This window comes from Leucobacter exalbidus (assembly GCF_017834145.1).
Taxonomy (GTDB): Bacteria; Actinomycetota; Actinomycetes; order Actinomycetales; family Microbacteriaceae; genus Leucobacter; species Leucobacter exalbidus.
In genome coordinates this window covers 992443-1006513 of sequence record NZ_JAFIDA010000001.1, presented here as the reverse complement: position 1 = coordinate 1006513, position 14071 = coordinate 992443, and the positions used below count along the sequence as shown (strand labels likewise).

Here is a 14071-nt window from a genome sequence, read left to right as displayed (position 1 = left end):
GCGGGGCAGCTCGTGCTGCTGGGCCCCGCGTAAAGCCACGTTGCCCATACTGGGAACTTTAGCAAGGGAGCTTGTGGCAGCGGGAAGAAACACGCTCGCACGCGCGGGCGGTCGTCGGTTCGAGAATCGAGCCCCAAATGCGCTAGGCTGTTTGAGTCGCAGTTGTTCGCCTTCGTAGCTCAGGGGATAGAGCGTCGGTTTCCGGTACCGTAGGTCGGGGGTTCGAATCCCTCCGAGGGCACTCGATATGAGCGGGTCTGATTTGCTAGAAATAGCAGGTCAGGCCCGCTTTTTTGTTTTCTGCAGAAGGGCCGTTGAGCGGATCGGTCATAAGTACCGTAGGTCACGTGGGGCAAATCTGGGGCAGCGCTACGAAGCGAGGCCAGGAAAGCGGATCACGTTGCTCGGCAACGGGTGAGCCTCGATCGCCTGTTTTGCGGGCTTTTCTGTTGCTGGTGGGCTTGAGGGCGCTCCGGTCAACACGCAGTAAACATGGCTTTAGTGGATGGTCGGCGGGCGATGTCGCAGGTGGGGTTTACTCTCGTGGGCATGAGTGAGACTCAGCCGTGCGTGCAAATCGAAACTGATCTGTGGGCGGTCATGCGGTACAAATTGGAGCAGCCGGCCGCGATGATCCAGTGCGTCACAGATCGACAGCAAATCACTAAATTTCTGCTGATGACGTGGAACCCGAATCCTTCTCAGCGCCGCCTCATTGCCATGTACGATTCTCTCGACGCGGCCAATGCCGCAGTGAAATGGGAATCGGCGGGCGTGAAGACTGGCCGTGAGAACCATCGCTGGGGTGGGCAGACCGGCCATGTTCCGCAGTCGTACCGAGACGGGGCGCCCGACGTACCGACCTCGGTGTAGCGGCGGAGACAAGCTGGGCGACAGCATTCCTGTTACGCCCGGCGAGACTCGAACCCGCTGGGTTAGCGTTTCCCGTGAATTCGAACTCACCGGGCGCTTCGGCGCATAGAGTAGGCCTTCCCAAAACGTGAGGAGCGCCCTATGAAAAACGATCACCACGACCCCGAAGAAACCATTGATGAGCCGGTTATGGACGGTGCAACCGAGACCTTCAACGGCGATGAAGACCCGCGTAAGGGTCAGGATGACCCCGGATTGATTCGTCATCCTGATGAAGGGGACGCAACACCTAATCCATTTGCGTAGTTCATGACGTGGCCAGCCCATACGGGCTGGCCACGTTTTATCTTTCGCGCGCTTTTATCTTCTGCGGGAGCGGGGGCTGGTTAGTATGGGGGCTTCATGCCCTGTGGCGGCCAGTCACTCGTTTGAGTAAGAACTCGCGGAGGTTATGTGATGGCAATGGTTGATATAGAAAGCAACGAGAATTTACCGGGCCAGAAGCGAAATTTTGGGCCGATCATTCATCGAATTTTCGCTACCGTGATGGTGTTCGTTGTGGCCGTGATGTGTTTGTGGGCGGGTTTTGCGTTGTTGTTTGTCGGTGCGAGTGTTCTGTGGGACAGGAACGATCTGACCACCTTGGAACAGTGGACCAGCGCCATTGGCTTCACCGCACAAAGCGCGACGGGCGTGGTGATAGCCGCAGCCATGATGCTCGCGGTCATTGCGATCATTACTGTTATCGCGGCTTGGAACCATCAGCGGAGCTGGTTTGTCGCGGGGGTTCTGAGCGGTGGAATGCTCGTGGCCACGCTGGCGCTCGTGTCTACTAATGCGCTCGGCAGCCTCAACGAGGTGATTCGTGAAACAAATGAGCGCATCGGTTCTGTGACTCTCGAAGTGCCGGGCTCGCCCGCCACGGGGTCTACGGTTCCCGAGGAGATAGTTCCACTGAGTCAAACGGATGCCGAGGCCGAGGTCGTGCGCATGGCAGAGATTGCCGCGTCGTTCTCCAAAGGGCCCATTGTCGTGGTGGACGACGTCACCGGTGAGGAAGCTACTTTTGCGGCGACGGAGCTGCCGCTGCGCGTCGAATCGTGTCGCCCGACGCCCAGCGGCCAAACTGGCGAGCAAGTCAGCGCAAGATTTGCGTTGCCGAGTGACGCAGAGGGGCAAACCGTGAGTCAGATCGTGGCCGCCTGGTCAGAGGCCGGGTACCCGGTGCACGATCAAATGAAATCTCAATATTTTATGGGGAGCGAGATTCTGCCGGTGCGATCGGCATCGGTTAATGACAGCTACACGATCAATGGAAATCTTTGGGTGGACATCGTTTCTGGATGCGCAAGCACCGCTGACTCCGCCGCAAATTGACAACCCCAGTTTGTTTATTGCCCTGCCTAAGAGGACGCAACCCAATCCATTTGCGTAGGTGAAGACGTGGCCAGCCCATACGGGCTGGCCACGTTTTTTGATGCCTGCATGCTTTTTGTGCTGCCTAAAAACGGAAGATCCAGGTACTCCGGAGAAAAGTGCCGGTAGACGTCCGTTGCTAATGAAAACCCCGGAGTTGGTGCTGCAGGCAGCGGTTATCGGGCCCGCTCATGGCCCGTTTGCTGACTTGGTGATGACGTAAATTAACGATTAATGGTTGACAAAGTTAGGTGTGCCTAACCATCATAGGATGATGTGCGTACGTGTTAGTCGTGCGCAGTCTTCATCCTTTGAAAGGAACTCCCGTGCGCTTCTCACGCATCCTCGGCGGCAGTGCCGTCGCCCTTCTCGCCGTCGGCCTTGCCTCGTGCTCAACAGCTTCTGACAGTGGCAGTAAATCTGATGCCGCCGGCGACGCTCAAACAGCGTCGTGCACCGCTGCCGCCAGCGGATTCCCGGTCGAGGTGAAGCACGTCTACGGCACCACGACGATCGAGGAAGCTCCCGAGCGCGTGGCAACTGTGGCGTGGGCGAACCACGAGGTGCCCCTGGCATTGGGAATTGTGCCCGTTGGTATGAGCAAGGTCACCTGGGGTGACGGCGAAAACAGCGACGGAATCTTGCCCTGGGTCGACGACAAGATCAAAGAGCTCGGCGGCGAAACTCCGGTGCTCTTCGACGAGACCGACGGCATCGACTTCGAGGCCGTGCGCGCAACGAACCCCGATGTGATTCTGGCGTCATACTCCGGCCTCAGCGAAGAGGAATACGCCACGCTCTCGAAGATCGCCCCCGTGGTGGCCTACCCCGACACCGCTTGGGGTACCTCGGTGCAAGACATGGTGTGCATGAACGCCAACGCGCTCGGACTGGGCGAAGAAGGCGCGGCGCTCAATGCTGAGATCGAGTCGGAGACCGCTTCCGCGATGGACGCAAACCCCGAGCTCGCAGATACCAAGTTTATGTTCGCGTTTGTTGACCCGAGCGACCTCAGCAAGATCGGGTACTACACAAGCCACGACACCCGCCCCGGCTTCCTCGAAGCCGCTGGCGCCCCGACCCCCGCCCTCGTGGCAGAGTCATCGGCCGAAACCGACGAGTTCTACGTCGAGATCAGCGCCGAAGAAGCCGATAAATTTGACGACGTCGATGTGTTTGTCACGTACGGCGACCCCCAGGGTGACCTCGTGAAGCAGCTGCAGGCCGACCCGCTCTACTCACAGATTCCCGCGATCGCCGCGGGTAACATCGTGATCCTCGAAGACAACACCCCGCTCGCCGCATCGGCGAACCCGTCGCCGCTGTCGATTGCGTGGGGCATCGGTGACTACTTCGAGCTGCTGAATAGCACCTCGGCCGCCAAGTAGCTCGACCCGAGTGACTGTTTCAACTGCGCCCGCGCTGAGCGGAGCGACGCACATAAAACGTGCCAGCTTCCTCAGCGCGGGGCTGCTCGTGTGCCTCGTCTTGCTCGCGCTGATGTGCGCGGTGTCGGTGGCGTTTGGGGTGCGCGGGGTAGCGTTCGACGACATCGTGGCGGGGCTCGGCGGTGCAACCGACACCATTGCGCAAGCCGTGGTGACGAAGCGAGTGCCCCGCACCGTGCTTGCTGTGCTGATCGGCGCAGCCCTCGCTCTGTCGGGGGTCGCGCTGCAGGCCGTGACGCGCAATCCGCTCGCGGATCCGGGAATATTCGGAATCTCAGGCGGAGCCTCGTTCGCGGTCGTCGTGGGCATTGCGTTCTTTGGGCTATCGCAGCCCTACAGCGTGATGGGCGTCGCGGTGATCGGAGCGGCCGTCGCCTCAGGCTTCGTCTACATCGTGGGGTCACTGGGCGGGGGAGCGAGCCCGCTGAAGCTCGCCCTCGCGGGCGCCGCGACCGCCGCCGCGCTCGTTTCACTCAGCTCGGCGATCATGCTGCCCCGGGTGGATAGCTTGCGCAATTTTCAGTTCTGGCAGGTGGGCGGCGTCGGGGGAGCCGCGTGGGATCGCATCGCCACGGTCACCCCGGTGCTCGCGATCGGCGCCCTCATCGTGTTCGCGAGCGCCAAGGGACTCAATGCGCTCGCGCTCGGCGACGAACTGGCCGCCGGGCTCGGCGCGCACGTCGCTCGCACCCGCGCGATTGCGGCGCTGGGCGCCGTGATCTTGGCGGGCGCGGCCACCGCCGTAGCCGGGCCCATCGCCTTCGTCGGGCTCTTGGTGCCGCACATTTGCAGGCTGCTGGTCGGGCCAGATCACCGCTGGTTGCTGCCATATACCGCGATTGCCGGATCAATGCTGCTCGTGACCGCCGATGTTGTGGGACGCATTATTGCCAAGCCTGAAGAAATCGAGGTGGGGATCGTGACCGCGATCATCGGGGCGCCGCTGTTCATTTGGATCGTGCGCCGGCAGAAGGGGAGAGGACTATGACGCAGATGCAGATGCAGATGCAGATGCAGATGCAGATGCAGATGCAGACGCAGTCGGCGTCGGGGTCTTTGGCGTCGCGGCCTTCGGCGTCGCCGCTCGCCCGCGTGATTCAGCGCGGTCGCCGCGGTCGGCATGCGCGGCTCGTCACGGTCACCGTGGTGCTCGGGGCGCTCGCGCTCGCCGTGTTCGCACTGACGCTCATGGTGGGCCACACTTTCTACGGCCCCGCGCAGGTGATGCAGGTGCTGCTGGGCGACACCGACTCAGAAGCCGCGTTCACCGTGGGGGAGCTGCGGCTGCCGCGCGCTTCGCTGGGCATCCTCACCGGGTTTGCCTTCGGCGCAGCGGGCGCCTCCTTCCAGACTCTGCTGCGCAACCCGCTCGCGTCCCCCGACATCATCGGGGTGAGCGGCGGTGCGGCGGCGGCCGCGGTGGTCGGGATCGTGCTGCTGAAATGGAACGAAACCAGCATCTCGCTGTTGGCATTAGGCGCAGCCCTCGCCACTGCCCTCGCCATCTACCTGCTCGCCAACCGGCGCGGATTCACCGGCGCCAGATTCATTCTCATCGGCATCGGCCTGGCCGCCATGCTGCAGAGCGTGATTTCATATGTGATCTCGCGTGCTGCCGCCTGGGATATGCAGGCCGCGATGCAATGGATCACCGGCAGTCTCAACGGCGCAACATGGGAGCGGGTACTTCCCGTCGCCATCGTGTGTCTGCTGTGCACACCGGTGCTGCTGTACACGGGGCGCAGCCTCGGCCTGCTCGAACTCGGCGATGACGCTGCGACCGCCCTGGGACTCAGAGTCAACGGTGCCCGTATCGCGGTCATTCTGTCGGCCGTGGTGCTGCTCGCATTCGCCACGGCCGCCGCCGGCCCCATCACCTTCGTCGCATTCATGTCGGGCCCGATCGCCCAGCGACTCATCGGCCCGGGGAAGCCCTCACTGCTTCCCGCCGGGCTCGTCGGCGCCGTGCTCGTGCTCACCGCTGACCTCATCGGCCAGTTCGTGTTCAACGAGCGCTACCCCGTCGGCGTCATCACCGGAGCACTCGGCGCGCCCTACCTCATCTTCTTACTGACCCGCATGACCCGCTCAGGAGGCACCGCATGACCGAGACCCGTCAACTGGCGGCGCAGCACATCACCCTGAGCTACGGCGACCGCCGCATCGTCACAGACCTCGACCTCGACGTGCCCGCCGGGCGCATCACCTCGATCGTCGGTGCCAACGGCTGCGGTAAATCAACGCTGCTGCGCGCCCTCGCACGACTACTGAAACCGAGCAGTGGCCGCGTCACCCTCGACGGAAAAGCCCTGCACGACTACCCGTCACGAGAACTCGCGCGCATTCTCGGGCTGCTGCCACAGAGCCCAATCGCCCCCGAAGGTATCACCGTCGCCGACCTCGTCGGCCGCGGCCGCCACCCACACCAGGGAGCCTTCGCCAGATGGAGCGCACACGACTATGAAGTGGTCGCAGACGCGCTCGCCGCAACAGGGCTCGCTGAACTGTCTGAGCGGGCGGTGGATGAACTCTCGGGTGGGCAACGTCAGCGAGTGTGGATCGCGATGGCGCTCGCCCAAGAATCTGATGTGCTGCTGCTCGACGAACCCACCACGTTTCTCGATGTCGCCCACCAGGTCGAGGTGCTCGACCTGCTCACTGATTTGAACCGCGAACGTGGCACCACCATCGTGATGGTGCTGCACGATCTGAACCTTGCGGCGCGGTACTCCGACGTATTGGTGGCGATGGCCAGCGGCAGCGTGTGTGCGCACGGCGCCCCCGGTGAGATCTTGACCCCTGAACTTGTGCACGAGGTGTTTGGCCTCGACTGCAGCATCGTGCCCGATGCCGTATCTGGCACCCCACTCGTACTTCCGAAAGGACGGCACCATGTCCGTGCAACTTATTGACCAGGCCCATAACGAAGTGATTGAGGAGAGTACCGTGACTGATTCCACCGCGCCCGTTGAGTTTCCGTTCGTTATTGCGCGAGCGACGGTGCAAACGGTCGAGGTGCTCTCACCGAGCTTTGTACGTATCTCGTTTGGCGGGCCTGAGCTGGCTGACTTTGGCACCCCGGGGAGCTCCTTCGATCAGCGCATCAAGCTGATCTTTCCGCCCGCAGAGGGCGAATTCCCTGACCTCTCATCAGCAGGGAGTGAGTGGTACCAAGCGTGGCTCGCGTTCCCTGAAGAGCGTCGCGGGGCAATGCGCACGTACTCGGTGCGTGATCTCATCGTCGAGGGCGACGCGACGACGCTCGTCGTGGATTTCGTGCTGCACCTGAGCCCCGGTGCCTCGGGGCCGGCATCGAGCTGGGCGGCACAGGCCGCGGCCGGTGACGACCTGCTGATCTTTGGGCCGCGGCGCGGGCTGCTCGAGGGCGGCGGGATCGAATACACCCCGGGCACCGCGTCAACGGTGTTGCTCGCAGGCGACGAGACCGCGGCCCCCGCGATCGCCCGCATCATTGAAGATCTCGCTGGCCGCGATGACGCCCCGCAGGTGCGCGCCTTCATCGAGGTGCCCGAAGCGGGTGATCGCCTCGACATCGCGGCCGCCGCCGGGTGCGAGGTGCACTGGCTGCCCCGCGACGGAAAAGCCACAGGCACGGTGCTTATTCCGGCGGTGCTGCAGCATCTGGGGGCGCTCAGCGACGGTGAGCTCACTGCCACAGGGTCGGTGGAGATCGTCGACGTCGAGGGCGAGGAACTGGTGTGGGAGACCCCGCAATACTCTCGCCTCGGCGAACAACCCGCGGTCAGCGAGAATCACGCCGAATCGTACTTCTGGATCGCGGGGGAGAGTGGCACCGTGACGACCCTCAGGCGGCACCTCGTGCGAGACCTCGGAATCAACCGGGCCCAGGTCGCATTCATGGGGTACTGGCGCAAGGGCGTTGCGATGCGCGGCTAGCGCTGAGCTGCGGGCTCCGGCGCTGAGCCGCTGGCTCCGGTGCTGAGCTGTGGGCGCTGAGCTGTGGTCGCTGAACTGCGGGCCCGGATCTCGAAGATCTGCGAGCGCCACCCGCGCTCACATCAGAGATTTCATCTCAACCAGAAGAATTCACGGAGAAAGCTCTGATTGAAGCGAAATCTCTGGTTGAAGTGAAAACTCTGGCCGCGGTGGCTGGCGTGCCTACGCCTCAGCGCGCCGCTGCGTCTCTTGCGCGATGCGCACGAATCGGTCAATGACGGTGCGCGTGCTGGCCCGGGCCTGGGTTTCGGGCCGCGTGAGAATATCGATGTGACGGCCAACGGTGAGCCCCTCGAGGGGCCGCAGCACCACCTCGTCCCTGAAATAGGGGATCAGGCCGGTGTAGCGGGGCAGCATGCCCACCGCTTTTGTCTTCGCGATGATCGCCGCGACCATGTTGAACTCGTTGACGCGGTGCGCAATGTTGATCGGAAAGCCCGCGCTTGCCGACACGGCCTGCACGAGCAGCGGTTCGAGCGCGAACCCCTCGTGGGCGGCGACCCACGATTCCTCGGCAAGGTCTGCCAGCCTCACCGTCTGTTGCGCGGCGAGGGGGTGATCGCGGTGCAGCGCAATATCAATGGGTTCGGTGAGTACCTCGGTGACGTGCACCCGGTGGGTGGGCCAGGGCTCAGATGCGAGCGGGCGGTGGGCGATCACCACATCGTGCTCACTGACGAGGTCAACGAACTCGGTGATCGAGACGTCTTCGTCGCGGCAGCGCACCGTGGGCCCCTTGCGATCGGCCATGCATGTCGCGATGAAGTCAGGAAACCAGGCCAGCCCCGCGCTGTGAAACGCGGTCACGGTGACCGTCTCATGCGGGGCGGTGAGGTACTCGTGCACCACGTTCTCGACCTGCGCGAGTGATTCGAGTACCTTGCCTCCGGCATCGGCGACGCGTTCGCCGGCCGGGGTGAGTACGAGCACGCGCCCCTGCTGCTCAGTGAGCGGCACCGGCACACCCCGTTGGAGGGCCGCGAGCTGCTGCGACACCGCAGACGGAGAAAGATGCAGGGCCGCGGCCACCGCGGTGACCGAACCGCGATCGCGCAGCTCACGCAGGGTGCGCAGGTGATGAACTTCCATGAAGCTCAGCTTACGCAATAGTGAAGACACTGCCAGTTGTTCTGTATTGTTACCGGCCGGTACTTTACAGAGGTGACCCTCGCTACGCGCAACCTTCGCAGCCATATTCCCGACGCTATTTTGCTCGTGATTGCCGTGCTCTGGGGTGGCAGCTACCTCTCCACGCAAGATCTCGCTCACGCGTCTTCGGCCGCCGCTGTGATGTGCGCCAGATTTGTGCCCGCCGCCATCATCTTGCTCGCGATCAATGCCGCCAGGCCGAAGGTGCGGCTGCGAGATTCCACCCTCCCTGGCATCATGCTGGGGTCGTTGCGCGCGGCCACCATTGCGCTCGAGACCATCGGCGTGACGCTCACGAGTGCCACCAACGCCGGGCTGATTATTGCGCTGTCGATCTTGCTCACCCCGATCATCGAGTCAGCGATGCTGAAGCGTCGCCTCTCGGGTGCGCTGCTCGGCAGCATCGTGCTGGCACTTTTGGGCATCGCGCTGCTGGTGGGCGGCCAGGGGTTCTCGGCCATGAACCTCGGCGATGGCCTGATGCTCTTGGCCGCCACCACCCGCGCACTGTTGGGCGTCGCCGAAGCGCGGGCGGCGGGCATGAATAAGTCAGATGTGCTCGGGCTTACCACCGTCGAGATCACCTTCGGCGCCGTGATCTTCGCCGTGTGGGGCGGCCGCTCACTGGCAGAAAGCCTGCCCACCTTCAGCGCGGCCAACTGGCTGACCATCGCTTATCTGTGCCTCGGCTGCACGATCGTCGCGTTTCTCGGGCAGCTGTGGGCGACCAAGCGCACCTCGGCCTCGCGCGCGGGCATGCTGCTAGGAACCGAGCCGGCCTGGGCGCTGCTTGCAGGCGTAATGATTGCGGGCGACCGCATCGGCGTGCTCGGGTTCGTGGGCGCAATCGTGCTGCTGTTCGCCACCTGGTGGGGCGCGCGGGCCGAGCAGCTGTGGCGCCACGGGCACACCGCCAGCATCGCGGCAGCAGACCCAGCTGCCGCCATCGCCGAGCGGCCGCTCGTCAGCCTCGCGACCGGGCCCATCGACCGCCCCGCGCCATAAGCGGTTACGCCACAACCGCGGTCACGCGCCACGCGCACGAACCTGCAAGCTCGAGAGAGTAGACTTGATTCTCGTGACTCCCCAAGAACTCGCTACCGCTCTCGCCCGCATCCTGACCGAGATCGTCGCCGCACGCGGCCTCGACCTCGTGGTCACCGAACAGGACACTCCGGTAGAGCGACCGAAGAACCGTGAACACGGCGACTGGGCCTCAAACGCCGCGATGAAGTTCGCGAAGCGCATGGGTGTCAACCCGCGCGAGCTCGCACAAGAAATCACCGCGAAGGCCGCCGAGATCGAAGGCGTCGCCAAGGCCGAAATCGCTGGCCCCGGGTTCATTAACATCACCCTCGATGCAGCGAGCGCCGGCGAGACCGCGCGCCGCGTAGTCGAGCAGGGCGCTAACTACGGCCGCACCGAGACCCTCAAGGGTCAGAACATCAACCTCGAGTACGTCTCGGCAAACCCCACGGGCCCCCTCCACATGGGCCACACCCGCTGGGCAGCCCTGGGCGACTCAACCGCTCGCGTGCTGCGCGCCGCTGGCGCCACGGTCACGAGCGAGTACTACATCAACGACGCCGGCTCACAGATGGACAAGTTCGGCCGCTCGGTGCTGGCCGCAGCCCTCGGCGAAGAGGCTCCCGAAGACGCATACCCGGGCGAATACATTCAGGCGCTCGGCGCGCAGATCAAGGCGCAGCTTCCCGGCCTCGCCGAGCTCGCCGAGTCAGATCGCGCTGCCGCGATCATCGAGGCGCAAGAGCTGGGTTACCAGCTGCAGCTCGCCGAGATCAAGAGCTCGCTCGAGCGCTTCAACGTTCACTTCGACGTGTTCTTCTCAGAGCGCACGCTGCACGCCAAGGGCGAGAACGGCGAACCGAGCCCCATCGAGTCGGCCGTTGAGCGCCTGCGCGAGCAGGGCCACGTCTACGAAGATGGTGGCGCCACCTGGGTGCGCACCTCAGCTTTCGGTGATGACAAAGACCGTGTGTTCACGCGCGGCAATGGCATCTACACTTACTTCGCGGCCGACGCTGCCTACTACCTGTCGAAGAAGGATCGCGGCTTCGGCGAGAAGATCTACCTGCTCGGCGCAGATCACCACGGCTACATCGGTCGACTGAGCGCGATCGCTGGCGCCGCTGGCGACAACATCGACACCGATATCACGGTGCTGATTGGCCAGCTGGTGAACCTCAACGGCGCGAAGCTGTCGAAGCGCGCCGGCAACATCATCGAGCTCGACGATCTGCTCGAGTGGCTCGGATCTGACGCACTGCGCTACTCGCTGGCTCGCTTCCCCGCAGATTCGCCGCTCGCGCTCGACGGCGAGAAGGTGCGCAGCCGCACGAACGACAACCCCGTGTTCTACGTGCAGTACGCGCACGCCCGCACCTGCGCGGTCGACCGCAACGCCGAGGCCGCTGGCATCGACCGCAGCGCCTTCGTGCCCGAGCTTCTGACGCACGCGTCTGAGACCGAGCTGCTGGGCAAGCTGCAGGAGTACCCCGGCATCATCGCGGGTGCCGCCGAGCTGCGCGAACCGCACCGCGTCGCCCGCTTCCTCGAAGAGCTCGCCGCGGCCTACCACCGCTGGTACGACGCCTGCCGCGTGCTGCCCCTGGGCGACGAGCCCATCGGCGACCTGCACCGCACGCGCCTGTGGCTCAACGACGCTGCGGGCCAGGTGCTGCGCAACGGCCTCGATCTCATCGGTGTTTCGGCGCCCGAGCGCCTCTAATCTAGATATTTAGATCCGGATCCCCATGGCGAAGCGGAAACCGCGCTGGTGGGTGCGAGCACTCGGCGTGGTCGTCGTGCTCGGCCTGCTCGCCGGCGCGGCCGAAATCGCGCTGCGCATGATCATTCCGAACATCGTGGCGGGCACCATTCGCAGCGAGCTGAAGCTCAGCGACGACCACCCGGTCGACGTCGAGCTTGGGGGATCCACCCTGGTGAACGCTGTGCGCGGCGGGGTAGGGGATGTCACCATCACCTCACCCGAGGTGCCGCTCATCGAGGGGCTCATCGCCGATGCGCGCGTGCACGCCGATTTCACGCCCTTCGATCCCACCACGGGTGAGATTGTGGGCGGCACCGCCGCACTCACCGTGCCCAAGAATGAGTTGGGCCCCACCATCGAGCTCCTCACCCAGGGCATCGCCCAGTCGGGTGAGGTGCGCGGTGACGAGCTCGTCGTGGGCCGCTCGGTCGAGATTTTCGGGCAAGACGTGTCGATTACGGCGTCGCTGCGCGTGGGCGTGGAAGACGGCGAAGTCACCGTTGAACCCATGGGCCTGAAAGCCGCAGGGTTCGATATGTCGGCCAAGCAGCTCGGGTCGGTGACGGGAAGCCTGCTCGAACCGATCCTGAAGCCACAGCAACTGTGCGTCGCAGACCGACTCCCCAAGGGGATCGAACTGTCGAGTGTTGATTTGTCGAGCACCGGATCGGTGACGATCCGGGCCGATCTTTCGCCCACCATTTTGGCGGTCGCCCGCGAACAGGAGCCCGGCAGCTGCGAGTAACTTGCCAGTTTTGGGTGGCCAGCACGCAGTCGTGCTGTCACACAGCGTCAGCGTGACGCGCAGAGCATGTGGGCCGCGATAAGCTAGAGAAGTTCGTTCTGAGACCCACGTCTCCGTTCGCACGGCTTCAGGGGCCAAGCCGGGTCCGCTCGCCACGTGTTGCATGATGCAGCCGCAGCGTGCGCGAACAAGACCCGCATTTCAGGAGCACAGGAGCCCAGATGACCGAGCCCACCCAGCCGGCCGACCTGAACGCCATCGATACTCGCGTTTTTCCGCCCACAGCGCGTCGCGGAAACGAGTGTCGTGAGCTGAAGATTGGTGAGATTCGCGCCACCGATCTCACCGCGCAGTTCGGTTCGCCCCTGTACGTCATTGACGAGGGCGCCGCACGTGCGAAGGCCCGCGAGGTGTTCACCGCGCTCACGAGCGAGGCCGAACGCATTGGCACCTCGGCGACCGTGTACTACGCGGGCAAAGCATTTTTGTGCGTCGAGGTCGCGGCATGGATGGCCGAGGAAGGCCTCGCCATTGACGTCGCCAGCGGCGGCGAACTCTCGGTGGCCCTGGCCGCAGGCGTGAAGCCCGAGATGATCGGTTTCCACGGCAATAACAAGTCGGTCAGCGAGATCGACCGCGCGGTAGCCGCGGGCGTGGGCACCATCATCATCGACAGCGAGATCGAGATTGAGCGCGTCGCTCAGGCGGCCGCAGCCCACGGGCGTGTGCAGCGTGTGCGGTTGCGCGTCAACAGCGGGGTGCACGCCTCCACCCACGACTTCCTGGCGACCTCGCACGAGGATCAGAAGTTCGGTCAGCCGCTGGCCGCAGCTCCCCGCCTGGCCTCACTGGTGCTCGCGCATGCGTCGCTCGACTTTGTGGGCCTGCACTGCCACATCGGTTCGCAAATCTTCGCGACCGAGGGCTTCCGCGAATCAGCCAAGCGGCTGCTGAGCGTGTACCCCGAGCTGGCCAAGCTTGCGGGCCGCGATATTCCCGAGCTCAACCTGGGCGGTGGCTTCGGCATTGCTTACACTCCTGATCAGGCAGCTGACGCCCCCGAGGTGTCTCGCATCGCTCGCGAGCTCGCAGACATTGTGGCCGAGAGCTGCGCGGCAGCCGGTGTGCCGGTGCCGAAGCTGGCCTTCGAGCCCGGGCGCGCGATCATCGGCCAGTCGGGCGTGACGCTCTACACCGTTGGCACCACGAAGACGGTGCAGCTTGCGGGCAGCGACGCGGCCGCAGATCCCGCCGATCAGGGGTTCAGCGAGCGCCTGTACGTGAGCGTCGATGGCGGCATGAGCGATAACGCTCGCCCCGCCCTCTATGGCGCTGACTACCACGTGCGCATCGCCAACCGCGTGAGTGCCGCTGATGCTGCCCTCGTGCGCGTCGTAGGCAAGCACTGCGAATCGGGCGACATTGTGGTGCAGCGCGACCTGCTGCCCGGTGACGTGCGCCCGGGGGATACCCTCGCCGTTGCCACGACCGGCGCTTACTGCTGGTCGCTTGCGAGCAACTATAACTATGTGCCAAGGCCCCCGGTGGTCGCAGTGACCGACGGCCGTGCGCGCCTGATCGTGCACGGCGAAACCGAAGCCGAACTGCTCGCCAAGAGCGTGACGGGCGCCGCTGACTGGGCCCCCACGCCCCGCAGCTAATTCCCTTGGT

General features: G+C 64.2%; 13 protein-coding genes and 1 tRNA gene. 13 read left to right on the top strand and 1 reads right to left on the bottom strand.

From position 1 onward, the window contains the following. Nucleotides 1-168: 168 nt before the first annotated feature. The 9 genes from JOF28_RS04610 (at nucleotide 169) to JOF28_RS04570 (ending at nucleotide 7655) form a co-directional block, all read left to right on the top strand. Nucleotides 169-241, top strand: a tRNA-Arg gene (locus JOF28_RS04610). A 308-nt stretch (nucleotides 242-549) separates the two neighbouring features. Then, the gene (locus JOF28_RS04605) at nucleotides 550-873 is read left to right on the top strand and encodes a hypothetical protein (protein WP_209704686.1); all 324 of its coding nucleotides are present in this window, start codon (nucleotides 550-552) and stop codon (nucleotides 871-873) included. Nucleotides 874-1014: 141 nt separating this feature from the next. Beyond that, nucleotides 1015-1179, top strand: coding sequence for a hypothetical protein (locus tag JOF28_RS04600; protein WP_209704685.1), 165 nt, complete (start codon nucleotides 1015-1017; stop codon nucleotides 1177-1179). 150 nt (nucleotides 1180-1329) lie between these two features. Beyond that, the gene (locus JOF28_RS04595; RefSeq protein WP_209704684.1) at nucleotides 1330-2250 is read left to right on the top strand and encodes a hypothetical protein; all 921 of its coding nucleotides are present in this window, start codon (nucleotides 1330-1332) and stop codon (nucleotides 2248-2250) included. Between the two features lie 365 nt (nucleotides 2251-2615). Then, nucleotides 2616-3677 carry an iron-siderophore ABC transporter substrate-binding protein gene (locus JOF28_RS04590; RefSeq protein ID WP_209704683.1) on the top strand — a complete coding sequence of 354 codons (1062 nt, stop codon included), beginning with the start codon at nucleotides 2616-2618 and terminating at the stop codon, nucleotides 3675-3677. Nucleotides 3678-3687: 10 nt separating this feature from the next. Then, on the top strand, nucleotides 3688-4725 hold the full coding sequence (locus JOF28_RS04585) for a FecCD family ABC transporter permease (RefSeq protein ID WP_342452079.1): 1038 nt from the start codon (nucleotides 3688-3690) through the stop codon (nucleotides 4723-4725). 5 nt (nucleotides 4726-4730) lie between these two features. Further along, nucleotides 4731-5843, top strand: coding sequence for a FecCD family ABC transporter permease (locus tag JOF28_RS04580; RefSeq protein ID WP_425342484.1), 1113 nt, complete (start codon nucleotides 4731-4733; stop codon nucleotides 5841-5843). Further along, nucleotides 5840-6649 carry an ABC transporter ATP-binding protein gene (locus JOF28_RS04575; RefSeq protein ID WP_209704682.1) on the top strand — a complete coding sequence of 270 codons (810 nt, stop codon included), beginning with the start codon at nucleotides 5840-5842 and terminating at the stop codon, nucleotides 6647-6649. Before JOF28_RS04580 ends, JOF28_RS04575 begins: the two co-directional genes overlap by 4 nt. A gap of 34 nt (nucleotides 6650-6683) precedes the next feature. After that, a complete protein-coding gene (locus tag JOF28_RS04570; RefSeq protein ID WP_342452078.1) occupies nucleotides 6684-7655 on the top strand; it encodes a siderophore-interacting protein in 972 nt (323 codons plus the stop codon). 222 nt (nucleotides 7656-7877) lie between these two features. Here JOF28_RS04570 and JOF28_RS04565 read toward each other — a convergent pair whose 3' ends face one another. After that, entirely contained in the window at nucleotides 7878-8804 is a 927-nt protein-coding gene (locus tag JOF28_RS04565) for a LysR family transcriptional regulator (protein WP_209704680.1), read from the bottom strand. 72 nt (nucleotides 8805-8876) lie between these two features. Here JOF28_RS04565 and JOF28_RS04560 point away from each other — a divergent pair, with 72 nt between their 5' ends. From JOF28_RS04560 to lysA, 4 genes are all read left to right on the top strand, one after another. Further along, complete coding sequence (locus JOF28_RS04560; RefSeq protein WP_209704679.1) at nucleotides 8877-9869, top strand: DMT family transporter; 993 nt, start codon at nucleotides 8877-8879, stop codon at nucleotides 9867-9869. A 73-nt stretch (nucleotides 9870-9942) separates the two neighbouring features. Then, nucleotides 9943-11613 (top strand): arginine--tRNA ligase, encoded by a 1671-nt coding sequence (argS, locus tag JOF28_RS04555; protein WP_209704678.1) that lies wholly within the window; start codon nucleotides 9943-9945, stop codon nucleotides 11611-11613. Nucleotides 11614-11638: 25 nt separating this feature from the next. Beyond that, on the top strand, nucleotides 11639-12400 hold the full coding sequence (locus JOF28_RS04550; RefSeq protein WP_209704677.1) for an LmeA family phospholipid-binding protein: 762 nt from the start codon (nucleotides 11639-11641) through the stop codon (nucleotides 12398-12400). Nucleotides 12401-12621: 221 nt separating this feature from the next. Further along, nucleotides 12622-14061, top strand: coding sequence for a diaminopimelate decarboxylase (gene lysA, locus JOF28_RS04545; RefSeq protein ID WP_209704676.1), 1440 nt, complete (start codon nucleotides 12622-12624; stop codon nucleotides 14059-14061). Nucleotides 14062-14071: the final 10 nt, after the last annotated feature.